The sequence below is a fragment of the Kitasatospora sp. NPDC050543 genome (assembly GCF_044457565.1).
GTDB lineage: Bacteria > Actinomycetota > Actinomycetes > Streptomycetales > Streptomycetaceae > Kitasatospora.
Genome location: NZ_JBITGZ010000018.1, coordinates 113,786 through 136,691 on the forward strand (window position 1 = coordinate 113,786; position 22,906 = coordinate 136,691).

Annotated in this window: 23 protein-coding genes and 1 riboswitch; of the genes, 4 read left to right on the plus strand and 19 right to left on the minus strand. The window is 71.4% G+C overall.

The annotated features are described in order from the left end of the window. Positions 1-30: 30 nt before the first annotated feature. The 18 genes from ACIBH3_RS22475 to ACIBH3_RS22560 form a co-directional block, all read right to left on the minus strand. On the minus strand, positions 31-1,242 hold the full coding sequence (locus ACIBH3_RS22475; RefSeq protein ID WP_396313810.1) for a cytochrome P450: 1,212 nt from the start codon (positions 1,240-1,242) through the stop codon (positions 31-33). Between the two features lie 1,315 nt (positions 1,243-2,557). Beyond that, a complete protein-coding gene (locus tag ACIBH3_RS22480; RefSeq protein WP_396313854.1) occupies positions 2,558-3,127 on the minus strand; it encodes a GTP-binding protein in 570 nt (189 codons plus the stop codon). 73 nt (positions 3,128-3,200) lie between these two features. Further along, entirely contained in the window at positions 3,201-3,545 is a 345-nt protein-coding gene (locus ACIBH3_RS22485; protein WP_396313811.1) for a DUF742 domain-containing protein, read from the minus strand. After that, positions 3,542-3,958 (minus strand): roadblock/LC7 domain-containing protein, encoded by a 417-nt coding sequence (locus tag ACIBH3_RS22490; RefSeq protein ID WP_396313812.1) that lies wholly within the window; start codon positions 3,956-3,958, stop codon positions 3,542-3,544. The genes ACIBH3_RS22485 and ACIBH3_RS22490 overlap by 4 nt, the downstream gene beginning before the upstream one ends. After that, a complete protein-coding gene (locus ACIBH3_RS22495; protein ID WP_396313855.1) occupies positions 3,939-5,330 on the minus strand; it encodes an ATP-binding protein in 1,392 nt (463 codons plus the stop codon). Before ACIBH3_RS22495 ends, ACIBH3_RS22490 begins: the two co-directional genes overlap by 20 nt. Positions 5,331-5,470: 140 nt before the next feature. Further along, entirely contained in the window at positions 5,471-5,956 is a 486-nt protein-coding gene (locus ACIBH3_RS22500) for a hypothetical protein (protein WP_396313813.1), read from the minus strand. Positions 5,957-6,073: 117 nt separating this feature from the next. Next, positions 6,074-7,780, minus strand: coding sequence for an alpha/beta hydrolase (locus tag ACIBH3_RS22505; protein ID WP_396313814.1), 1,707 nt, complete (start codon positions 7,778-7,780; stop codon positions 6,074-6,076). 58 nt (positions 7,781-7,838) lie between these two features. Beyond that, positions 7,839-8,174: a type VII secretion target gene (locus ACIBH3_RS22510; RefSeq protein ID WP_396313815.1), complete on the minus strand. Its 336-nt coding sequence runs from the start codon at positions 8,172-8,174 to the stop codon at positions 7,839-7,841. Positions 8,175-8,345: 171 nt separating this feature from the next. Next, the gene (locus ACIBH3_RS22515) at positions 8,346-8,936 is read right to left on the minus strand and encodes a hypothetical protein (RefSeq protein WP_396313816.1); all 591 of its coding nucleotides are present in this window, start codon (positions 8,934-8,936) and stop codon (positions 8,346-8,348) included. Positions 8,937-8,948: 12 nt separating this feature from the next. After that, entirely contained in the window at positions 8,949-10,661 is a 1,713-nt protein-coding gene (locus ACIBH3_RS22520; RefSeq protein ID WP_396313817.1) for an alpha/beta hydrolase, read from the minus strand. Positions 10,662-10,719: 58 nt separating this feature from the next. Continuing rightward, a complete protein-coding gene (locus ACIBH3_RS22525; RefSeq protein WP_396313818.1) occupies positions 10,720-11,055 on the minus strand; it encodes a type VII secretion target in 336 nt (111 codons plus the stop codon). Positions 11,056-11,234: 179 nt separating this feature from the next. Next, positions 11,235-11,714, minus strand: a complete 480-nt coding sequence (locus ACIBH3_RS22530; protein WP_396313819.1) for a hypothetical protein — start codon at positions 11,712-11,714, stop codon at positions 11,235-11,237. Between the two features lie 101 nt (positions 11,715-11,815). Beyond that, on the minus strand, positions 11,816-13,525 hold the full coding sequence (locus ACIBH3_RS22535) for an alpha/beta hydrolase (protein WP_396313820.1): 1,710 nt from the start codon (positions 13,523-13,525) through the stop codon (positions 11,816-11,818). A 70-nt stretch (positions 13,526-13,595) separates the two neighbouring features. Next, positions 13,596-13,931, minus strand: coding sequence for a type VII secretion target (locus ACIBH3_RS22540; RefSeq protein WP_396313818.1), 336 nt, complete (start codon positions 13,929-13,931; stop codon positions 13,596-13,598). 188 nt (positions 13,932-14,119) lie between these two features. Continuing rightward, the gene (locus ACIBH3_RS22545; protein WP_396313821.1) at positions 14,120-16,408 is read right to left on the minus strand and encodes a SpoIIE family protein phosphatase; all 2,289 of its coding nucleotides are present in this window, start codon (positions 16,406-16,408) and stop codon (positions 14,120-14,122) included. Positions 16,409-16,755: 347 nt separating this feature from the next. Then, positions 16,756-17,325, minus strand: coding sequence for a TetR/AcrR family transcriptional regulator (locus ACIBH3_RS22550; protein ID WP_396313822.1), 570 nt, complete (start codon positions 17,323-17,325; stop codon positions 16,756-16,758). 202 nt (positions 17,326-17,527) lie between these two features. Then, positions 17,528-18,388, minus strand: coding sequence for an alpha/beta fold hydrolase (locus ACIBH3_RS22555; protein ID WP_396313823.1), 861 nt, complete (start codon positions 18,386-18,388; stop codon positions 17,528-17,530). Between the two features lie 224 nt (positions 18,389-18,612). After that, positions 18,613-18,903 carry a YiaA/YiaB family inner membrane protein gene (locus tag ACIBH3_RS22560; protein ID WP_396313824.1) on the minus strand — a complete coding sequence of 97 codons (291 nt, stop codon included), beginning with the start codon at positions 18,901-18,903 and terminating at the stop codon, positions 18,613-18,615. Positions 18,904-19,160: 257 nt separating this feature from the next. After that, positions 19,161-19,319, plus strand: a riboswitch (cyclic di-AMP (ydaO/yuaA leader). Positions 19,320-19,331: 12 nt separating this feature from the next. On the opposite strand from ACIBH3_RS22560, the gene ACIBH3_RS22565 reads away from it, so the two are divergent. Beyond that, the gene (locus ACIBH3_RS22565) at positions 19,332-20,330 is read left to right on the plus strand and encodes a M23 family metallopeptidase (protein WP_396313825.1); all 999 of its coding nucleotides are present in this window, start codon (positions 19,332-19,334) and stop codon (positions 20,328-20,330) included. 108 nt (positions 20,331-20,438) lie between these two features. Here ACIBH3_RS22565 and ACIBH3_RS22570 read toward each other — a convergent pair whose 3' ends face one another. Beyond that, positions 20,439-20,819: an ATP-binding protein gene (locus ACIBH3_RS22570; protein WP_396313826.1), complete on the minus strand. Its 381-nt coding sequence runs from the start codon at positions 20,817-20,819 to the stop codon at positions 20,439-20,441. Positions 20,820-21,141: 322 nt separating this feature from the next. Between ACIBH3_RS22570 and ACIBH3_RS22575 the strand changes: the two genes are divergently transcribed. From ACIBH3_RS22575 to ACIBH3_RS22585, 3 genes are all read left to right on the plus strand, one after another. After that, positions 21,142-22,002: a helix-turn-helix domain-containing protein gene (locus tag ACIBH3_RS22575; RefSeq protein ID WP_396313827.1), complete on the plus strand. Its 861-nt coding sequence runs from the start codon at positions 21,142-21,144 to the stop codon at positions 22,000-22,002. A gap of 11 nt (positions 22,003-22,013) precedes the next feature. Next, complete coding sequence (locus ACIBH3_RS22580; RefSeq protein WP_396313828.1) at positions 22,014-22,208, plus strand: DUF397 domain-containing protein; 195 nt, start codon at positions 22,014-22,016, stop codon at positions 22,206-22,208. Between the two features lie 209 nt (positions 22,209-22,417). Then, entirely contained in the window at positions 22,418-22,777 is a 360-nt protein-coding gene (locus tag ACIBH3_RS22585) for a hypothetical protein (protein ID WP_396313829.1), read from the plus strand. Positions 22,778-22,906: the final 129 nt, after the last annotated feature.

Here is a 22,906-nt window from a genome sequence, read left to right on the forward strand (position 1 = left end):
GCGGCCGGGCGCTCCCACCGCAGACCGCCGTCAGGCCTTGCGTACCCGCAGGACCCGCACGCTGTTGCTGACGAACGACCCGATCGGCTCCGGCGCGGGTCCGTCGGCCAGGGCCAGCGAGGGGAAGCGCCCGAAGAGGCCGCGCAGCGCCGTCTCCGCCTCCATCCTGGCCAGGCCCGAGCCCAGGCAGAAGTGCGGGCCGTGCCCGAGCGAGAGGTGCCGGGCGGGCTGCCTGGTCAGGTCGAAGCGGTCGGCGTCAGGGTAGTGCCCCGGGTCGCGTCCGGCGGCGGCGTACGAGGCGAGCAGGGCCTCGCCGCGCCGGATCAGCACCCCGCCGACCTCGATGTCCTCCACCGCGTAGCGCAGCGGGAACTGGCCGACCGGCGAGTCGTGGCGCAGGGTCTCCTCCACCACCGCCGACCACGGCTGCTCGCCGTCCAGCACCAGCCGCAGCTGCTCGGGGTGCGCGAGCAGGGCGCGGACGGCGTTGGTGATCAGGTTGAGGGTGGTCTCGTGCCCGGCGACCAGCATCAGCAGCAGCGTGCCGACCAGCTCCTCCTCGCTGAGCCGGTCGTCGGCCTCGCGGGCGTGGATCAGGTCGGTGGTCAGGTCGTCGCCGGGTTCGGCGCGCTTGGCCGCGACCACCGAGGCGAGCAGCGCGAAGAGCCCGCGCTGGGCGCCGAGCGCCGCCTCGGGGGTGGCGGAACTGCTGACCAGGGTGTCGGACAGCGCGTGCAGTTCGTCCTGCTGCTTGGGCGGCAGGCCGAGCAGCTCGCCGATCACCTGCATCGGCAGCGGGTAGGCGAAGTGCTCGCGCAGGTCGAACTCGCCCTCCAGCAGCTCGACCCCGTCCAGCAGCGCCTCGGCGCGGGCCTCGATGGCGGGCTGGAGCTCGGCGATCCGGCGCGGGGTGAAGGCCTGGCTGACCAGCCCGCGCAGCCGTCGGTGGTCCTCGCCGTCGGCGGTCACCATGCCGGGCACGGTGACGAAGTTGAGCAGCGGCCAGCCCTCCGGGAGCCTGCCCTCGTTGAAGGTGTTCCACAGCCGTGGGTTCTTGCCGACGCGGGGGTCGGCCAGCAGGTCCTGGAGCGTGTCGTGGCGGGTTATCGCCCAGACCACCACCCCGCCAGGGAGCTCCACCAGGACCGCCGGCCCGGCTTCGCGGAGCCGGGCGTTCTCGGCGTGCTGGTCCCGTCCGAAGGGGTCGAGCCTGACGGCGGTGAGGGTGTCGGCGGTGTCCATACGGGCCTTTCGGGTGCGGCGGGGCGGGGTGGGGTGAAGGCGCTGTACAGCACCGGCAGGCTGACCAGGGCGCGCGACCAGGGTGACGGACGCCAGGTCAGGTCGGCGGCGGGGACGGCGAGTTGGAGGTCGGGCAGGCGGTGCAGCAGGGTCTCGACGGCGGTCTCGACGATCAGCCGGGCGGGGTGCTGGGCCGGGCAGACGTGCTTGCCGCCGCCCCACGCCAGGTGCGCGCGGTTGCCGGCCAGTCCGGTCGCGCCCTGGGCGTACGCGCCGGCGGCGCCGGGCGTGGCGCTGCCCTGGGCGGCCGGGTCGGCGTTGGCGGCGGCCAGGCCCAGGACGAGCATGTCGCCGGCGGTGATGTACTGGCCGCCGAACACGGTGTCCCCGGTGGCCCAGCGGCCGGGGAAGTTCTGGGTCGGCGGGTCGCGCCAGAGCACCTCCTCCAGCGCGTCGGAGACGGTCAGCCGGCCGCCGGTCAGGGTGGCCCGGAAGCGCCGGTCGGTCAGCAGCAGCCGCAGCGTGTTGCCGGTCCAGTTGATGGTGGTCTCGTTGCCGGCGACCAGGATCACCACCAGATGGTGGACCGCCTCCTCGTCGCTCAGCCCGGCCGGGTGGGCGAGCAGCCAGGAGGTCAGGTCGGGGCCCGGCTCGGCCCGGCGCCGGCGGACCAGGTCGACCAGGATCGCCTGGAACTCGGCGTTGGCCCGGACGGACTTCTCGCTGCTGTCCACGAAGTGGCTGATCAGCTCGATCAGATGGGGGCCGGCCTCGGCGGGCAGGCCGAGCAGCTGGGTGAAGACCAGCAGTGGCAGCCGGCGGGCGTACTGGGTGATCAGGTCGGCGGTGCCGTCCGGGCCCCAGCCGTCGATCAGGCTGTCGGCGGCGGCCTCGGTGGTCTCGCGCAGCTGCCGGTGGTCGATCCGGCCGAGGGTGTCGGCGACGGCGGCCCGCAGCCGCTGGTGCTCGGCGCCGTCCTGGTTGAGCAGGGTGGGCCGCCAGGAGGTCATCGGCAGCAGCCGCGAGTCGGCCGCCAGCCGGCCCTCGGCGGGTACCCGCCAGCGGCGCGAGTCCTTGGAGAACAGCTGCTCGTTGCGGGTGAGTTCGAGCAGCTCGGGGTAGCCGATCACCAGCCAGGCCTCGACCCCGGGCTCCAGTTCGATCGGGGCGACCGGGCCGTGCTGTTCGCGCATCCGGGCGTACAGGCCGTGCGGGTCGTCGGCGACGCTGGCCCCGTAGAGCGGGGTGACGCCCGTACCGCCGCCGGCGTGCATCGGGCAGCCGGGCGGTGGGCCCGGCGCCGGGTCGGGAGTGGTCATCGCTGGAGCTCCAGTACGGCGGTGGAGTGCAGGTGGTCGACGAAGTCGATCAGCAGGTCGTAGGCGGCCCTGCGGTCCCGGGCGTCGCAGTGCAGGATCGGCACCTCGGGCAGCAGATCGAGCGCCGAGCGCAGTTCGTCCTCGGGGTAACTCGGGCTGTCGGGGAAGGTGTTGACGGCCACCGCGAAGGGGATGCGCTGCTCCTCCAGCCGCCCGAGGATGTCGAAGCTCTCGTGCGCGCGCCGCAGGTCGACCAGGGCGATCGCGCCGAGGGCGCCCCGCGAGAGGTCGTCCCAGAGCGGCCAGAACCGCTGCTGGCCGGGGGTGCCGAAGAGGTAGAGGGCGAGCCTCGGGTTGAGGGTGATCCGACCGAAGTCCAGGGCCACGGTGGTGGTGGTCTTGCCGCTGTGCCCGTCGAGGTCGTCCACGCCCTCGCTGGCGGCGGTCATGACCTCCTCGGTACGCAGCGGGGCGATCTCGCTGAGCGAGCCGACCAGGGTGGTCTTGCCGACCCCGAACGGTCCGGTGACCAGGATCTTCACGGCCCCCCGCACCGAGGCGGGCAGGTAGTCGGGCTCCGCGGTCCCGGACTTGGTCCCGGGCTCGGCGGGCGTGGACTCGGCCTCGGCGGGCGTGGTCTCAGCGAAGTTGGCGGAGGCCAACGAGCACCTCTTCCAGGAGGGTTGTGGGCAGGCGCTCGGCCTGCGGTACGGGCGGGAGGACCTGGACGGCGCGAAGGTCCCAGAGGTCGCCGACCAGGACCTTGACGACGCCGAGCGGCAGGCTCAGATGGGCGGCGACCTCGGCCACGGAGAGCAGGCTCCGGCAGATGGCCAGAATTCGACGGTGCTCACGGTTGAGCGTGCCGTCCGGTGGCTCCGGCGCCTCCGGTAACGCGCTCACCAGACTCTCCAGGGCGAGCGCCTCGCGGCTGGGCCGGCTCCGGCCTCCGGTGATCACATAGGGCCGTACTGGGCCGCTCACCGCAGGCCTCCCGCCGCCTGCTCCACACGTGGCGGGCTGGTCAGGTGGGTGCCGATCCGCTCGACCAGGACCTGCATCTGGTACGCCACCAGGCCCGCGTCGACGGCCTCGCCGGTCACCACGGCCAGGTGCGCGCCGGCCCCGGCGGCGACCACGAACAGGTACCCGCCGCCGTACTCGATGATGATCTGACGGGTGGTGCTCTGCCGCCCGCCGAAGCCCTGGGCCACGCCCCTGGCCAGCGACTGCAGCCCGGAGCAGGCGGCCGCCAGGCGCTCGGCGTCCTCCCGGACGATGCCGGTGCTGCGGCCGATCTCCAGGCCGTCGTTGGACACCACGACGGCGTGCTGGACCTCGGGGACGGTGGTGATGTCGGCGAGGAGCCAGCCGAGATCAGGACTGCTGGTGGTCATGGAACTCTCCGGAACGCTGGGGGAGGCGGTGTGAAGCGGGCTTGGATTCGTCGTCGTGCTCGGGCTGGACGCCGGAGCCGGCCGGCTGCGTGCCGGGGCTCCCGGGCCGGGCCGCGCCGCGTGCGGCGGAGCGGCCGCTGGCGGTGCCGGCCTGGAAGTTCGCCATGAAGGACTGCGCGTCCCGGGCGGAGCGGGCCGGCGCCGGTGCGGGCGGAACGCCCTCCGGCCGGGGGGTGCCGGTGGCGCGGTCGCGCCGGTGACTGCGGCGCGGCAGCGGCGGGGGCTCGGTGGGCCCGGCCGCGGGGGCGCTCTCGGCCGCGGGGGCGGCCGGGGGCTGTCCGGGCGGGGCCCGGTGGGCGCCGACGGGCTGAGTCCCGTTGTGCGGCGCGCCGTGGTGCTGCGCCCCGCCGGGGTGGCCGGCCTGGGGTCGGGGCGCGGCGGGTTCGGCCTGGACCGGGATCCGGTCCAGGCCCGGTCCGGCGGCCGGCAGCGGCTCAGTGAGCAGCGCGTTCGGCAGCAGGACCACGACCCGGACACCCCCGTACGGCGAGGGCGCGGAGCTCAGGGTGACCCGGAAGCCGTACTGCTCGGCCAGCCGCCCGACGGCGGCCAGGCCCAGCTGCGGTACCTCGCCGAGCCGGGAGACCTCCAGCGTGGTGCCGCCGGCGAGTGCGGAGGCGGCCTTGGCGATGGAGTGCTCGGGCATGCCGACCCCGCCGTCGTCGATCTCGATGACGGCGCCGTTGTGCACCGGCATCAGGGTGACGAACACCTGGGTGCTGGGCGGCGAGTAGCGGGTCGCGTTGTCCAGCAGTTCCGCGACGGCGTGGATCAGCGCCTCGGCGGCGGCGCCGACCACGGCGGTCTCGATCCGGGCGCGGACGACGACCCGCTGGAAGGGCAGGATGCGCGACTGGGCGCCGCGTACCACGTCCTCCAGGGCGACGGGTTCCGGCCAGTGCCGCCCGGCCCTGGCGCCGCACAGTACGGCCAGGGTCTGGGCGAGCCGGGCCTGTTGGGCGGCGGCGTGGTCGGCCTTGAGCAGGCCCTCCAGCAGCGTGGGGTCGTCGTGGGTGCGCTCCATCTCGTCCAGCAGGGCCTGCTGGTCGTGGGCCATCACCAGGATCCGGCGGGCCACGCTGAGGAAGGCCCGCCGGGTGGAGGAGTTGAGCTCCTGCTCCTGCTGGACGGCCGCGATCTCGGCGCCGCGCCGGGCCAGTTCGGCCCGCAGCTGCTCGCGCAGCGCGTCGAGCTCGTCCTGCTGCGCGGTGACCTTGCGGCGCTGGACCCGGGCTACCGCCCGGTAGCGGGCGGCGGCCACCAAGGAGAGGGCGGCGAGCACGCCGACTGCCGATCCGCACCACTGAGTCATCGTCACGCGGCGAATTCTAGGGTGATGATCCTACGAATGGGTGAACGGATCCCAACACATGATCTGATCGCGTCAAAATCCCTGCCCCCGCCGCCGGATGGCGACGGGGGCAGGGCGTGAGAGCCGCTCGGGCCGTGGGATCAGTGCGACCAGAACGGGTCGTCGAAGTAGAACTGCTCGTCAGGCTGCCCAGCCGCGTTGGTCTGCACCGGGTCCCCGTAGCCGAACGGGTAGCGCTCGTCCGTGACCTTCACGTTGTCCACCGAGACGTCGAAGCTGGCGACCTTTCGCTCGTCTCCCCCGCCGACGGTGAGGGTGAGCCTGTATCCCTTGGAGGTAGTGACCTGCATGGACGGCGCGTTGGGGTTGACGAACTCGACCTTGTAGCCGCGCTCCTTCCATCGCCGCTCCACAACTCCCAGCAGGCTTCCCACCTTCTCCGGGGAGAACCGGGTCAGAACGTGACGACTCATCTTTGCAGTCGCGACGTCTCGGTCCTTGTTGTCGAAGGTCTGCTCGGGTTCCACATTGACGCCATTGTCACGCCACTTCACTGATGGGGTGATCGCCTGGAGGGTGTCGTCCAGCAGTGCCTTGAACTCGTCCCGGGCCGTACTCGCCTCCACGGTCGGCGTCCCTCCTGAGGTGGTGGATGACAGGCTGCAACCGCTGACCGCTACGCAGAAGCCGAGGACGGCAGCCGCGAGCCGAAGGCCGGATTGTGTCTTCATCGTGCCCTTCGCTCATCGATAGTCGTCATGAGTGACCTTCTCCGGATGCCCGGCAACGATCGCTCCGATGTTGCCCAGGGACGGCCCACCCTTGTCGCCCATGTAGTCCGAGTGGTTGTTGAACTGGTTGGCGAGGTCGTGTCCGGGGTGGACGGCGAAGCGCTGCGCGCCGAAGTCCTCGCTGGCCGGGTCCTGCCCGTGCCAGAGCTGGTGCGGGTCGACGACGTGGCCCACCGCGCCCCCGATCGGCCCGGCGATCAGGCCGCCGCCGGCCTCGGCCTTGGACGGCATGTGGGTGACGGGGTCCAGCATGGCGGCCCCGACCCAGACGTGCTTGGGGTCGATGTTGAGATCCGATGCCTTGTCGGCGCCGGTGCCGGGACTGCCGATCAGGATGATGTCGTCCACCGGAATGCCGCCAGGCCGTTGCGCGGCCTGGCCCACGGTGAGTGAGCCGTAGCTGTGGCCCAGCCCGACGAGATGACCAGGATCACCCTCGTGTGTGGCCCGCAGTCCCTGCATGAACTTCTGGTAAGCCTCCCCGCCCTTCTCCGCGCGCTCCTTGGACATGACGTCGCCGGTCTGCCAGTTCGCACCGAGCTGCGGTGCGTCGTAGCCGAGCCACATCATCGAGGCGGTGTCCCTGTGGTCGCCATTGGCGTTCTCGGTGGCCCTCCAGACCTCCTTGGCGCTGCCCGCGCCGCCCCCGCCGACTGCGCTCAGCTCAGTACCGAGCCCCGGTACGTACGCGGTGGTGTTCTTGGCGGTATCGGGGTTGCCGAAGGAGATGATGCCGCGGCCCTGGCCCTCGCCGCTGACGCCCACCAGGTAGACCGGCGGCTCCTTGCCGTCGTTGTCCTCGTCCTTGAGGCGTTGCTGAATGCTCTTCAGGCCCTTCAACTTGGACTCGTCCCAGTCGTCCTTGGGCTTCTTGTCCTCGTACTCCTTGATCAGCTTTGGCAGCATGATGCGGTTGGCCTGGTCGCGGGCAGTGATCGGGATGCCGTCGCGGTTGCCGATCTTGTCCGGATGTTCCTGGATCAGCCGCTTCTGCTCGTCCGCGGTGAGGCCGTTCCACCAGGAGTTGACCTCCGTGGGCGAGGCGTCCGGCACCGGCATGGCGGTGGCGATCAGATCCTCGTTGCCGACGAAGTGGCCGATGCTGGTGAGCTCCATCATCGCGTTGCCGAGGTCCAGGCCGGTGCCGTTCTTGGCGGCGTCGGTGTAGTGGCGCAGGCGTTCGGCGATGACCTGGTCGGCGTGGGCGGCCTCGTTCAGCGCGTCGTTGATGCGCTTGTGGATGGCTTTACCTCCGACGGAGGGGTCCTTGAAGTCCGGGTCGTGGCGGTCGGCCGCACTGGTGGGCGGCCAGGTGACGCCGCCGCCGTCGTCGACGGTGTAGCCGCCGGCCTTGGCGTCCGCCAGGGCGTCCAGCAGCTTCGACTGGGCGAGCAGGAAGGCCTCGGAGCCGTCTCGCAGGACAGGGGCGATCAAGCCGAGCTCGATTCCCGCGGCCGAGAGCTTGGCCGTGGTCTGGGCCAGTGACTGCCTGGCCTGGTCGGCGGCGCCGCCCGTCCAGCCGGAGTTCTTGACCCGGGTGTCGACGCCGTCCTTCCAGGTCTCCGCGTGCTTACCGAAGGTCTCGTGCAGGGTTCGGTACGCGTCGGCGGCGGCGATCAGGTCGCCGGGCTTGGCGTCGCGCAGGGTGGCGATGTCCATGCTCAGGCACCCCCCGCTGGCATCGCGGTCGTTGCAGCGGCGGTCAGCGAGCGCTCGGTCACCGGCCGCCGCCCGCGTTGGCGAGGGAGCCGGCGGCGTGCGCGTCGGTGTCCTCGTAGTTCTTGGCGGTGCTGATCAGGTTGGCGCTCTGGCGGTCCATCTCGGCGGCGAGTCCGTCGAGGATCGCGCGCCAGGAGTCGGTGCAGGAGTTGAGCTCGGCGCCGGTCGTCCAGCCCTTGAGCCCCGCCTCGGCGGTGTCGGACGCGCCGAGCACGCCCTTGGTCTCACCGGGAATCAGCTCGGCCGTGGCCTTGCCCGTCTCCCCGGCGCCCTTCAACTCTCCGGGCTTCACCTGGAAGCCCGAGCCGCCGCCCGCATCAGGTGCTACTGCCATGTCTTTCCCCCCGGTCTTAGGTGTGGCGTTCAGCAACCTAGCGAGTTCCTGACGTGTCGGGCCAGCCGAGGTTCACCGGATCCCAACACATGATCTGATCGCGTCAAAATCCCTGCCCCCGCCGCCTGGTGGCGACGGGGGCAGGGTGATGGAGCCGCTCGGGCCGTGGGATCAGTGCGACCAGAAGGGGTCGTCGACGTTGGGCTGCCAGCTCGGCTGCCCGGTCGCGTCGGTCGGCGCCGCGTCGCCGGGGCCGAACGGGTGGCGCTCGCCGGTGACCTTCACCTTGTCGACCGACACCGTGAAGGTCGCGCTCCGCTCCTTTCCGTCCCCGCCGACCACGAGGTCCAGCTGGTAGCCCTTCGGGGTGTGGACCTGGATGGACGGCGCCTTGGGGTTGACGAAGTCGACCGTGTAGCCGCGCTCCTTCCAGCGGCGCTCCACGACGCCGAGCAGGCTGCCCACCTTCTCCTCGGAGAGCCGGGTCAGGACGTGCCGGCTCTGCTCCGCGATCGCGACGTCGCGGTCCTGGTTGTCGAAGGTCTGCTTCGGCTCGACGGTGAAGGTGTCGTCACCCCACGTCAGTTGCGGGGTGATCGCGGCGAAGGTGTCGTCCAGCAGCGCCTTGAACTCGTCCCGGGCCGTGCTCGCCTCCATGGTGGGCTTCCCTCCTGTGGTGGTGGATGACTGACTGCAACCGCTGACGGCGATGGCGAGGCCGAGGACGGCGACCGCGAGCCGGGAGCGGGATCGTGCGCTCATGCTGCCTCGCGCCTATCGGTGGTCATCGTGGACGACCTTCTCGGGGTGCCCGCCGACGATCGCCCCGATGTTGCCCAGGGACGGCCCGCCGTTGGAGTTCATGTAGTCCGAGTGGTTGTTGAACTGGTCGGCGAGGTCGTGTCCGGGGTGGACGGCGAAGCGCTGCGCGCCGAAGTCCTCGCTGGCCGGGTCCTGCCCGTGCCAGAGCTGGTGCGGGTCGACGACGTGGCCCACCGCGCCCCCGATCGGCCCGGCGATCAGGCCGCCGCCGGCTTCGGCCTTGGACGGCATGTGGGTGACCGGATCCAGCATGGCGGCGCCGACCCAGACGTGCTTCGGGTCGATCTTGAGGTCCGACGCCTTCTCGGCGCCGACGCCGGGGCTGCCGATCAGGATGATGTCGTCGACCGGGATGCCGCCGTCGCGCTGCGCGGCCTGGCCCACGGTGAGCGAGCCGTAGCTGTGGCCGAGCGCGACCAGGTGGCCGGGGGAGCCCTCGTGGGTGGCCCGCATGCCCTGCATGAACCTCTGGTAGCTCTCCCCGCCCTTCTCCGCGCGGTCCTTGAGCGTGACGTCGCCGGTCTCCAGGTTCGCGCCGAGCTGCGGGGCGTCGTAGCCGAGCCACATCATCGAGGCGGTGTCGCCCTTGTTGCCGTTGCCGGCCTCTGTGGACTTCCAGACCTCCTTGGCGCTGCCCGCGCCGCTGTCGCCGACATCGCTCAGCACCGTGGTCAGTCCGGGGACGTAGGCGGTGGTGTTCTTGGCGGTGTCGGGGTTGCCGAAGGAGATGATGCCGCGGCCCTGGCCCTCGTCGCTGACGCCGACCAGGTAGACGGGCGGCGGGCCGGGGTCCTTGTCCTCCTCGGCGATGCGCTTCTCGATGGCTTTGAAGCCGTCGAGCTTCTTCTGGTCCCAGTCGTCCTTGGGGTTCTTCTCCTCGTACTGCTTGATCAGCCTGGGCAGCATGATGCGGTTGGCCTGGTCGCGGGCCGCGACCGGGATGCCGTCGCGGTTGCCGAACTTGTCCGGGTGTTCCTGGATGAGGCGCTTCTGCTCGTCCGCGGTCAGGCCGTTCCACCAGGAGTTGACCTCGGTGGGGGAGGCGTTCGCCGGCGGCATGGCGGTGTCGATCAGGTCCTCGTCGCCGCCGAAGACGTTGGTGATCTTGCTGGTGAGCTCCATCGTGGCCGTGCCGAGGTCCAGGCCGGTGCCGTTCTTGGCGGCGTCGGTGTAGTGGCGCAGGCGTTCGGCGATGACCTGGTCGGCGTGGGCGGCCTCGTTCAGCGCGTCGTTGATGCGCTTGCTGATGGCCTTGCCCTCGCTGGAGGGGTCTTTGAAGTCCGGGTCGTGGCGTTCGGCCGCGCTGGTGGGCGGCCAGGAGACGCCGCCGTCGTCGTCGACGGTGAAGCCGCCGGCCTTGGCGTCCGCCAGGGCGTCGAGCAGCTTGGACTGGGCGAGCAGGAAGGCCTCGGAGCCGTCCTTGAGGACCGGCCCGATCATGCCGAGCTCGATCTGGGCGGCGGACAGCTTGGCCGTTGTCTGGGTCAGCGACTGCTGGGCCTGGCCGCCCGCGTCACCCGTCCAGCCGGAGTTCTTGACCCGGGTGTCGACGCCGTCCTTCCAGGTCTCCGCGTGCTTGCCGAAGGAGTCCTGAAGTGTGGAGTACGCGTTGGCAGCGGTGATCAGGTCGCCGGGCTTGGCGTCGCGCAGGGTGGGGATGTCCATGCTCAGGCACCCCCCGCCGGCATCGCGGTCGTTGCGGCGGCGGTCAGCGAGCGCTCGGTCACCGGCCGCCGCCCGCGTTGGCGAGGGAGCCGGCGGCGTGCGCGTCGGTGTCCTCGTAGTTCTTGGCGGTGCTGATCAGGTTGGCGCTCTGGCGGTCCATCTCGGCGGCGAGTCCGTCGAGGATCGCGCGCCAGGAGTCGGTGCAGGAGTTGAGCTCGGCGCCGGTCGTCCAGCCCTTGAGCCCCGCCTCGGCGGTGTCGGACGCGCCGAGCACGCCCTTGGTCTCACCGGGAATCAGCTCGGCCGTGGCCTTGCCCGTCTCCCCGGCGCCCTTCAACTCCCCGGGCTTCACCTGGAAGCCCGAGCCGCCGCCCGCATCAGGTGCTACTGGCATGTCTTTCCCCCGTTCGTGGTACGTCTGGCGTTCAGAAACTTAGCGAGTTCTTTACCCGACGAGCCAGGCGGGGGTGTACCGGTTCTGTGCCAGATCGGACGGTTGCTCAGCAGGTCAGTGGCTGAGTGACCGTCAGATCCGGTGCGGCGCCGGGGGAACGGCGCCGCACCGGCAGACACTCAGTGCGACCAGAACGGGTCGTCGTAGGTGAGGCCGTAATCGGGCTGGCCGGCCGAGTTGGTCGGCGCGGGGTCGCCCGGGCCGAACGGGTACGGCTCGCCGTGGTACTTCACGTCACCGACGGAGGAGGAGAAGGTCGCGATGTTCTCCTCCCCGCCCACGACGAGCCGCAGCTCATAGCCCTTGGAGGTGCGGACCTGGATCGACGGGTCCTTGGGGTTGACGGACTCGACCTCGTAGCCGCGCTGCTTCCAGTGCCGCTCCACCAGCCCGAGCAGGCTGCCCACCTTCTCCTTGGACAGCCGGGTCAGGACCTGGCGGTCCTTGTTCGCGATCGCGACGTCCCGGTCCTTGTTGTCGGCGGTCTGCTTGGGCTTCAGGGTGAAGGTCGTGTCACGCCACTTGAGGGCGGGCGTGATCGCGCCGAACGTGTCGTCCAGCAGGGTGTTGATCTCGTCGCGTGCCGTACTCGCCTCCATGGCGCCCGGCTCCTTTCCCGGTGTGTCCCCCGATGAACTGCAGCTGCTGAGAGCCAGGCAGGCGCCCAGGAGGGCACCGGCCAGGCGGAGATGGCGCGTGGTCATCGGCGGTCCTGGTGCTCGACCTTGTCGGGCTGACCGGAGACGATCCGGCCGATGTTCTTCAGCGAATCGCTGCCGTCGTCGAAGTAGTCGGAGTGGTTCTCGAACTGGTTGCCGACGACGACGTGCCCGGGGTGGACCTTGAACCGCTCCGCGCCGAAATCGTCGCTGGCCGGGTCCTGCCCGTGCCACAGCTCGTGCGGATCGGTGATCGCCTCGTAGGCGCCGACGATCGGTACGACGTAGCCGACCGCCTCGGTCTTCGACGGCAGGTGGGTGACCGGGTCGAACTCGGCGGCGCCGACCCAGACGTGCTTCGGGTCCATGTTCAGCTCCGACGCCTTCTGGGCGCCGGTGCCCGGGCTGCCGACCAGGATGATGTCGTCGACCGGGATGCCGCCGTCGCGCTGTGCGGCCTGGCCCACGGTGGTCGACCCGTAGCTGTGGCCGAGCGCGACCAGGTGGCCCGGCGAGCCTTCGTGGGTGGCCCGCAGGCTCTGCATGAACTTCTGGTAGTTCTCCCCGCCCTTCTCGGCCCGCTCCTTGCCCATCACGGCGGTGGAGTCAAGGCTGACGCCGTTGTTCGGCGGTGCGTCGTAGCCGAGCCACATCATCGACGCGGTGTCACCGTGGTTGCCGCCGGCCCGGTCGGTCTCCTGCCACACCGACTTGGCGCTGCTCGCGCCGCCGCCGCCGACGGCCTTCAGCTCGGTGCCGAGCCCGGGGACGTAGGCGGTGGTGTTCTTGGCGGTGTCGGGGTTACCGAAGGAGATGATGCCGCGGCCCTGGCCCTCGTCGCTGACGCCGACCAGGTAGACGGGCGGCGGGCTCGGGTCCTTGTCCTCCTCGGCGATCCGCTTCTGGATGGCGTTGAAGCCGTCGAGCTTCTTCTGGTCCCAGTCGTCCTTGGGGTTCTTCTCCTCGTACTGCTTGATCAGCCTGGGGAGCATGATGCGGTTGGCCTGGTCGCGGGCCGCGACCGGGATGCCGTCGCGGTTGCCGAACTTGTCCGGGTGTTCCTGGATGAGGCGCTTCTGCTCGTCCGCGGTCAGGCCGTTCCACCAGGAGTTGACCTCGGTGGGGGAGGCGTTGGCCGCAGGCATGCCCGTGGCGAGCAGGTCCTCGTCGCCACCGAAGATGTTGGCGATCTTGCTGCTGAGCTCCATCGTGGCCGTGCCGAGGTCCAGGCCGGTGCCGTTCTTGGCGGCGTCGGTGTAGTGGCGCAGGCGTTCGGCGATGACCTGGTCGGCGTGGGCGGCCTCGTTCAGCGCGTCGTTGATGCGCTTGCTGATGGCCTTGCCCTCGCTGGAGGGGTCTTTGAAGTCCGGGTCGTGGCGTTCGGCCGCGCTGGTGGGCGGCCAGGAGACGCCGCCGCCGTCGTCGACGGTGAAGCCGCCGGCCTTGGCGTCCGCCAGGGCGTCGAGCAGCTTGGACTGGGCGAGCAGGAAGGCCTCGGAGCCGTCCTTGAGGACCGGCCCGATCATGCCGAGCTCGATGCCTGCGGCCCTCAGCTTGGCCGTTGTCTGGGTCAGCGACTGCTGGGCCTGGCCGCCCGCGTCACCCGTCCAGCCGGAGTTCTTGACCCGGGTGTCGACGCCGTCGTTCCAGGTGGTCGCGTGCTTGTCGAAGTTCTCCTGGAGCTTGGTGTAGGCGTCGGCGGCGGCGATCATGTCGCCGGGCTTGGCATCGCGCAGAGTGGGGATGTCCATGCTCAGGCAGCCTCGGTCGGTGTCGCGGTGGGCATGACGGTCGTTGCGGTGGCGGGCCGGGGGCGCTTCGTCATCGGCCACCGCCCGCGTTGGCGAGGGAGCCGGCGGCGTGCGCGTCGGTGTCCTCGTAGTTCTTGGCGGTGCTGATCAGGTTGGCGCTCTGGCGGTCCATCTCGGCGGCGAGTCCGTCGAGGATCGCGCGCCAGGAGTCGGTGCAGGAGTTGAGCTCGGCGCCGGTCGTCCAGCCCTTGAGCCCCGCCTCGGCGGTGTCGGACGCGCCGAGCACGCCCTTGGTCTCACCGGGAATCAGCTCGGCCGTGGCCTTGCCCGTCTCCCCGGCGCCCTTCAACTCTCCGGGCTTCACCTGGAAGCCCGAGCCGCCGCCCGCATCAGGTGCTACTGGCATGAGTTCCCCCGTTCGTCTCACATGTGGCGTTCAGCAACTTAGCGAGTTCTTTACTCGGCGGGCCAGGCGGGGGTGTACCGGTTCTGTGCCAAATCGGGCAGCGGTGCAGGCTTCGGTGGTGCAGCGGTGCAGCGGTGCAGTGAGTGGTGCAGCCGTTCGGCTGTTCAGCTGTTCGGCGGCTCAGCGGCTCAGCGGCCGTCGGGTCCGATCCGGTGCAGCAGGAGCAGGGCAACGTCGTCGGGGCGGGAGCGACGCTCAGTCACATTCAGCGTGAGCAGGTCGGCCAGCCGCTCCAGCGCGGGGCCGGAAGCGTCCGCCACGGGCCCGGTCTGCCGGGACCACAGCTCCAGACCACCGAGCATCCGCTGCACCGACTCGTCGTAGTCCTCCTCGCGGTCCTCCACCAGGCCGTCGGTGTAGACGAGCAGGGTCTCGCCGGGCGCCAGCTGTCCGGTCGTCAGCGGGTACTCGGCGCCCGGGTCGACGCCCAGCGGCGGGCCGCCCGGCAGGTCGAGCTCAGCGGCGCCGGCGTCGGTGATCCGCACCGGCGAGGGGTGGCCGGCGCGGGCGGCCAGGAGCGTGCCTTCGGCCGGGTCGAGGGTGAGGTAGAGGCATGTCGCGAAGAGATCGGTGTCGAGTTCCGCGAGCAGGCGGCTGGTCCTGGCCAGGGTCGCGGCGGGGTCGTGTCCGTCGGTGGCGTACGCGCGCAGGCCGCTGCGCAGCTGGCCCATCACGGCCGTGGCCTCGGCGTTGTGGCCCTGGACGTCGCCGATGACCAGCCCGATCCGGCCGTCCGGCAGCCGCAGCAGGTCGTACCAGTCGCCGCCGATCTGCATCCCCTCGGTGCTGGGCAGGTAGCGGGCGGCGGAGGTGACGCCCGGGAGTTCGGGCAGGCTGCGGGGCAGCATCGCGCGCTGGAGCTCGGTGGCCCGGTAGTGGTGGGTGTCGTAGAGCCGGGCGCGCTCCAGGGACTGGGCGAGGATGCCGGCGAACGCCGAGTACAGGGTGCGGTCCTCGCGGCTGAAGACCCGCTCGGTGGCGAAGGTGATCAGGCAGGAGCCGACCTGCCGGCCGGAGGCGATCAGCGGCAGCACGGCCCAGGAGGGCGGGGTGAGCGGCCCGCCGCCGGGCGGGCGGTGGCCGGGCTCGCTGAACAGCGGGGCGGAGCGGGCCAGCGAGTGCTGCATCACGCCCTCGGAGAGGTCGGCCAGCCGGGTCAGCTCGCTGCGGCGGCGGCCGCCGTAGACGGTGTGTGAGACCGGCAGCAGCCGGCCCTCGTTGACCAGGTCGAGCACCAGGCCGGCGGCGCCGAGCGCGGGGCGGGCCACGTCGGTCATCGCCGTGGTGACGTCCCGGACGGTGACGGCGCGCGAGAGCGTGCGGGTGAGCGCGAGCAGCAGCGCCGAGCGGGCGCCAGCCAGCGGCGCGTCGCCCTCGGAGCCCTCGGAGCCCTCGGAGCCGGCCGGGACCCCCAGGGCGGGCGCGGGCGTGGGCGTGGGCTCGGGGCCGGCCACCCGGTCGCGGTCGGTGAGCAGCCCGGCGATCCGTACCGGGCGGCCGTGCACGTCGAGCATCACCTCGCCGTTCTCCTCGATCCGTACGGCCCCGCCGCCCCGGCGCAGCACCCGGTAGCAGAGCCGGTACGGCCCGCCGGCGGCGAGCGCGTCGGCGAGGCCCGCCTGCACGTCGGGCAGGTCCTCGGGGTGGACGATCCGGCTGAGGTCGGGCGCCTCGGTGGGCGCGCCCTCGGCGGGTGGCGGCAGTCCCACCACCCGGTAGGCCTGGGTGTCCCAGAAGTTCTCGCCGGTGACCAGGTCGCGTTCGAAGGCGCCGGAGCCGGCGGAGCGCAAGGCCAGGGACAGCAGGGGCTGGGCGAGCCGCGCGGGTCGGTCGGGGCCTTCGGGCCGGGTGTCGCTACGGGTGCCGGTGGTTGCGGTGTCGGAGTCGGCTCCGGCAGCTGTGGCGGTATCGGCGGCGTCCGGCGGGCTGCCGCCCGCACCGGCCGGTGCGCCGCCGCCGCCGTGCATGTGGTGCAGCAGGTGGGAGAGCCGGTGGGCGCAGGCCTCGGCCAGCGTCTCCAGGATGTCCAGGTCGCGGTGCGGGACGGTCCCCCGGTGGGCCAGGGACAGCGCGACCACGCCGAGCAGCTGCCCGTCCACGATCATGGGCAGCGCCACGATCGCGACCATGCCGGTGCCCATTCCGACGCTGTCGTTGGGGTACTCCACGCTGGTGCGTTCGGGGCTGAGCAGGTAGGGGCGGCGCAGTCGCAGCGCCATCGCGGCGGGCAGCTCGCTCGCCGGGTCGAGGACGCCGTAACGCTCGTGGGCCCAGTCGGGGAGTCCGTGCGAGGCGGTGAGCCGGAGCATCCCGGCCGAGTCCAGCAGGTAGACGGCCGAGCCCTCACCCGTGATCCAGCCGGGGCCCTCGCCGAGGATGGTGCCGAGCAGCTCGGCGGCACTGTTGCAACGCAGCAATAACCGGACGCACCGCATGGCGCTGCGGGCGCCGGGGTTGGTGCGGGGGGTCCCGTTCCCGTCGTCGGAGGGAGGGAGCCAGGGCGAGGTCAGGTCCATCGGGATACCCGGCCTTTCCGCTCCCGGGGAAGCTCGATCCCGTCTCGTACTGAATTCCTAATATCCTATTTCGCTTGGCCGGGGAATGGGTCAACCGCGACCGCCCCGTCGGGCTGCCCGGCGCAACGGCTGACGGAACGGCTGACGGAACGGCCGGGTGACGGCCGCACGGGAGACGGCGGCGAGGGGCATCGGCCTGCGGGGTGGCCTGCGGGCGCGCTCGACCCGACACCCGGCGGCCGAACGCCTCAGGAGCTCGGCCAGACCCGCAGCCCGCCCGTCAGCAGCCCGATCAGCCGGTCCTGGGTGACCGCCGGGTCCTCCGCCAGCTGGAACGCCCCGCCGATCGAGAGCGAGGCGAAGCCGTGGGCCAGCGAGCGCACCGCCCGGGCCGCGTGGATCGCCTCCGAGCCGTCCAGCCCGTACTCGCGTAGCACCGCGATGATCACCCCGACCAGCCGCCCGGCCGCCCGGGTCAGCTCGTCGTCCGGCTGCGGTGCCTGCGGCAGGGCGTTGTAGCGGTGCGGGTACTCGGTGGCGTACGCGGTGTAGGCGCGCAGCACCGCCGCCACCGCGTCGTCCCCGCTGCGCCCGACGGCCGCCTCGGCCAGCCGGTCGGCCAGTTCCTCGGTGACGCGTACCGCGAGCAGCCGGCGCAGCTCGGCCAGGCCGCCGGTGACGTGCTTGTAGAGCGAGGGGGTGGCGACGCCGGCCCGGGCGGCGACGGCGGCCAGGGTGAGGGCCTCGGGGCCCTGCTCGTCGATCAGGCCGAGGGCGTGGGTGACGACGCTGTCGGGGGTCAGTCCGACTCGGGGCATGGGGGACCTCCGTGGTGCGAGGGGGGTGGGGTGCGCTCACGCCGGCCCGTGGCGGGTGCGCCGCGCCTGTACGCGTGGCCGGCGCGTGGCCGTGTGGCCGTGGGTGACCCGTGGGACGGGTGACCGGGTGACCGGGTGAGGGCAGATGAGGGCGGGCGACGGCGAGGCGAGCCCGTGGGACCCGCCCGGGCCGCCGAGGACCCTACGCGAGCTCGCGCAGGAACGGGACCAGTGCGTCGGCCGTGGCCTGCGGGAACTCCGCCATCGGGTAGTGCCCGGCGCCCTCGATCATCACCTTACGTGCCTTCAGGGCGGAGGCCTGCCGGTCGGCGACGGCCTCGGGCTCGGGGAAGTCGGGGTCCTTGGTGCCCATCACGACCAGCGCGGGGCAGCTCACGGCCTCGCTCCAGCCGACCGGCGAGGAGTCACCCTGGGCGTAGGCCCGGGTCGCGGCCTTGCGGCCGGGGGTCCGCAGGGCGACGACCAGCCCCGCGACGTACTCCTCGAAGTCGGCCGGCTTGGCGGTGGGGTACGCCATCTTGCGCAGGTAGTAGCCCCAGACGGAGGGGAAGCGGACGAGGGCCGCGCCGAGTGCCTTCACCGTGAGGCGCTGGAAGGCGTTCTGCGGCAGGTTCTCGATGAAGGCGTCCAGCAGGACGATCCCGGCGACCCGCTCGGGGGCCAGCCCGGCGACCTTGACCACGCTGGCTCCGGCGTAGGAGTTGCCGGCCAGCACGGCGCGCTCGATGCCGAGGTGGTCCAGCAGTGCGAGGGCGTCGATGGCGATCGCGGCGGGGGAGTAGTCGTCCCAGGCGATCGAGGACTCGCCGAAGCCTCTCAGGTCGAGGGTGATCACCCGGTGGCCGGCCGCGACCAGCAGCGGGCGCAGGTGGCGGTAGACGGTGCGCGAGTCGAGCATGCCGGGGAGCAGCAGGACGGGGGCGCCGGCGCCGTGCGCGGTGCTGCCGGGCCCGGCGCCGGTGTCGTCGCCGGTGTCGTCGAAGGCGAGGCGGCCGCCGGGGAGCGAGAGGTACTGGGTCGCGGGGATGGTGGAGCTGGACATCGCGGGCCTCCTTGGCCTCTTGGCCGTGCCATCAACGAAATGCCGATAGCCACAAAGCTAAGGCTAATAGCCTTAGTCGTCAAGGATGGCGCGATGGTTCTCTGTCGCGATCGCCGGAGCCGAGGCCCGGGTCCTCGGGTGCTCCGGGTGCTCGGGTGCCTGGACCCTCGGTTCCCGGGCGCCCGGGCTCCCGGGCTTACGGGGCTGCTGCGGTGCTGCGGTGCTCAGATCCCGTCCACCTTGAACGGGTCGTGCTCGGCCAGCAGCTTCTCCAGTCGGGCCTGGTCCACGCGGGTGACGATCTCGGTGCTCTCCTGCCGGTCACGGATGACCTTGGCGAGCGTGAACGAGGAGGTGATGGTGTACAGCAGGCCGACTGCCAGGAAGGCCCGGGTCCAGGAGTCCACCGGCAGGTAGGCGATCCCGGCCGCGAGGGCGATCGAGGAGAGGGCGAAGGACAGCACGGCCTGGACGAAGTATGCGGCCGTGGTGCGTGACTGCATCGGTGTGCTCATGCCGCAAGACTCGCCAACTCCGTTGCCACACACATGAGTACGCGTACTCACTTCACCGGGTGGTTCGTTGACGTACGCTCACGTTGGGTAGTGCGGGGATGGGGTGGTGACGGTGCACAGTGGTGTCAACCGCCTCAAATCACCCATCCCGTCCCGGAAGGATCGAACTGCACCTCCCGATTGGCTTGGAATCATGGGCTCCTAGGATTAACGTTTGATAACGCAGCGCGGTCCTGAACGCCGTACCCACGCGGCACCGTGCGCCGTCGCTTAATCCCGACGACCTGCCTTCGGACAGGTCGGGGAGCCGGGGAACCATGTTCCTTGGGGTGAATCGGCCAGGCCCCGGCCAGGCCGTAGGAGACCTTCCTGCTCCGAACCCGTCAGCTAACCCGGTAGGCGCGAAGGAAGGAAAGGAGCGCGCCTCCGTGGCGTCGTCGCACTCCCCGGCACACCTGCCCGGCACCGGAGCCGGTACCCAGCTGCTCGACCACCCGTGGCCCTCGGCCACCCAGCACCACGACGCGCCGTACACCGACGCGCAGTACGCCGAGACGTCGTACGAGGCGCCGTACGCGGCCGAGGCCTCCGCCGCTCCGGCCGCGCCCGCCGTCCCGTCCTTCGGCCAGCCGTTCGGCTCGTCCTTCGGCCAGCCTCTCGACACCCCGGGCGAGTCGGCCCCGGAGAGCGCCGACGTCAACCGGCACCGGATGCCCCGCCAGTCCCGCGGCGCCGGCCCGCTGCTCGGCGTCACCGCGGTGGCCGCCACCCTCGGCGCCACCGGCTTCGCCGCCGCGACACCCGCCGCCGCGCCCGCCATCGCGGCCCCGGACGAGGCGCCCGTCTCGCTCTCCGCCGACCCCGACCCCGGCCTCGCGCTCGCCGCCCGCATCCAGTTGCAGGCCGACAGCCAGCGCACCGCCGCCGAGGAGAGCGCCCGGATCCAGGCCGCCAAGGAGGCCGAGGCCAAGCGCGCGGCGCAGCAGCTGGAGGCCGAACGCGCGGCCGAGGCCGCCGAGAAGGCCAAGCTGGCGGCCATCAAGCTGCCGATCGCGGACTACGAGCTGACCGCGCACTACGGCCAGAGCGCCTCGTACTGGGCCCACCTGCACACCGGCCTGGACTTCGCCGCCTCCACCGGCACCCCGGTGATGGCGGTCGGTGCCGGCACCATCACGTCGGCCGGCTGGTCCGGCTCGTACGGCTACCGGATCATCCAGACGCTGCCCGACGGCACCGAGATCTGGTACTGCCACCTCTCCTCGATCCTCCGGGCCTCCGGCAAGGTCGTCCCGGGCCAGCAGATCGGCAAGGTCGGCGCCACCGGCAACGTGACCGGCCCGCACCTGCACGTCGAGGTCCGCCCCGGCGGCGGCGCGCCGGTCGACCCCGAGACCTGGTTCCAGCAGCACGGCATCACGCCCTGACGGAGGGCGTGCCCCACACGTGAGGGTCGCCGCGCCGGCCCCGGCTCGCACGCCGGGACCGGCGCGGCGGCGTTCGGCGACGCGGGGCGTAGCGGTGCTCCTCGGGCATCACGCGACCAGCTCGAACCAGACGATCTTGCCCTTGCCGCACCGGTTGTAGCCCCAGCGGGTGGCGAGCCCGGCCACGATCAGCAGGCCCCGGCCCGAGGTGGCGAACGGCTCGCCGGGCGGGAGCGGTCGGGGGACGGGGAGGTCGGGGGAGTCGTCGTAGACGTGGACGCGCAGGCGGTTGCCGGTGAGCGCGATCGAGACGACCGGGGTGCTGCGGCCGTGCCGATGGCTGTTGACGTAGAGCTCGCACAGGACGGTCTCGGCGTCGTGCACGAGGTCCGCGTGCCAGCCACCGTCGACCATGAGGTCGCGCAGGAGGAGCAGCGCGGGCGTCCAGTCGGGCGGCGGTGTGGTGTTCGGAGGCGTGGAGACTCGCATGGATCCCCCTCGATGGGTGGACGGAGTGCACACGTGGGCGGATTGTCACCGTGAACGAGTCCGGCGCGCGGCTGGCAGTGCCGTGGACGGATGCTCTGCGGTCCCGGGGCAGCCGGTACCTACTGCCGGCGAGGAGAAGGGTTACTGACGCTCCGTCCGGTGAGCTGACTGTCACCGAAGGTAGGGCAGTAGGTGCCAACGTTGCAACCGACTTGGTCAAGCTGCCTAAACTTCTGCATATGGAGGGCGGCGGCAAGCCGGGGGCCGGGTGGCGTCCACGCCGGGTCGCGAGCCACACTGCGCAGACAGAGGGAGGGCGGGCGTGGGACTCAGGGCGGAAATCAGTGAACGGCAGCGTCGATTCGGCGAGGAACTGCGGCGCCTGCGCATGGCGGCCGGCCTGTCCGCACCGGAGATGGGCATCAAGATTGGCATGAAGGGGCCGGCGGTCAGTCATACGGAAGCCGGACGCCTCGGTATCAACCTTGAGCGCCTGGACACCTGGCTCGATGCGTGTGGCTGCGACGACCTGGAGTTCCGGGCCGCGCTCATCGCGATGGGCCGGAGCACAGGGAAAGGCTGGTGGAGCACCTACAAGGGCGTCATGAACGCCTCGGCGCTCGACCTGGCGGAGTCCGAGGCCGCCGCCATCTCGCTCGACAGCTACGAAACGCTGCTGATTCCCGGTCTGCTCCAGATCGAGCCCTACGCCGAGGTCATTCTCAGCGGCGACCCGGACAAGGTCCGGTTCCGTCTCGACCGCCAACACGTGCTGGTCGGCCCGGATGCTCCGCCGCTGCACGCGGTGGTGCACGAGGCGGCTCTGCATGCCATGTACGGGGGTTCGGCGGTCATGAAGCGGCAGCTGGACCATCTGGTGGAGATGAGTGAACTCCCCCAGGTCACCATCCAGATCCTGCCGTTCAGCTGTGCCGAATACGCATCGACCGACACCACCTTCATGATGCTGGGCGGCGCGCACGATGAGCTGGATACGGTCCTGATGGAGCATCCCGCGGGCTCCGTCTATCTCGGGGCGCCCGAGGCGATCGCTGCATATCGCGAGAAGTTTGCTCGGCTCAAAAGCCTGGCGCTACCGCCGCTGGATGCCAGTCCTTCCTCGCGGTCGCACGCGGAGCGTGATTCGTGGGGGCTGATCCAGCACATCCGCTACACACTCTAGGGAAGGCATCCATGTCTCAGCTCACCTGGCAGAAGTCGAGCTTCAGCGGAGACCAGGCCAACTGTGTGGAAATCGCTTCCGAGGACGGCGTGATCTACATCCGGGAGTCGGATGATCCGGCGAGCGTCGTCTCCACCACCAGGGCCAAGCTTGACGCCTGGATCCAGGGCGTAAAGGCGGGCGAGTTTGACCACTTCACCGCCTGAGCTGCAGTAGTACGTGGCCCCTCGTCACTGGGCGAGGGGCCGCAGGTATGCCTCAAGGTGCCATCCTTGCAACATTACTTACCGTGGCCTACCGTAACGATGCGCACATCCGGCGCGGCGGGCCGATCGGCACAGCCATGCCCAAGGCGCTTTGTGCCCCGGCGACTTGATTCGGGGCATCCCTACCTCCTCCGAAGCGGGAGAGCGCCGTGGATCCCGATCTGCCGAGTGACCTGCCATCCGTCGGCGACCTGCTGGCCGCAGGGTTCGCGGCCACCCTCTTCGCCGTCCAGACCGTCTTCGAGGAGCTGGCCGGACCGGGCCTCCCCGCCGCCGCCGGGCTCGCGCGGGTTGAAGCCGATGCTTTCGACTGGCCCGCCCTGGTCGAACTCGTCGACCGGCTCGCCCTCCTCGCCGACGAGCGGGAGGCCGCCGCCGCGCCGGGCATCCTCGCGGCCAACGACGCCCACCGGCTGCTGTTCCTGGCCAAGCGGATCGCCTACCGCGAGGGCGCCGGCCGCAACGCTGGCTGCAGCCCGGCCCGCGTCGCCCTCCGGCGCCAGGTCTGAGCGGCCGGACCTGTGAGCGGCCCGGGCCCGGGTGCTTCGACCCGGGTCTCCCTCGCGTGGGGGAGGCGGATCCTGCGGGAGAGCGATCTCCGTGGTCGGGCGTTCGGCCAGAGTTGTGCCAGGCGGGAG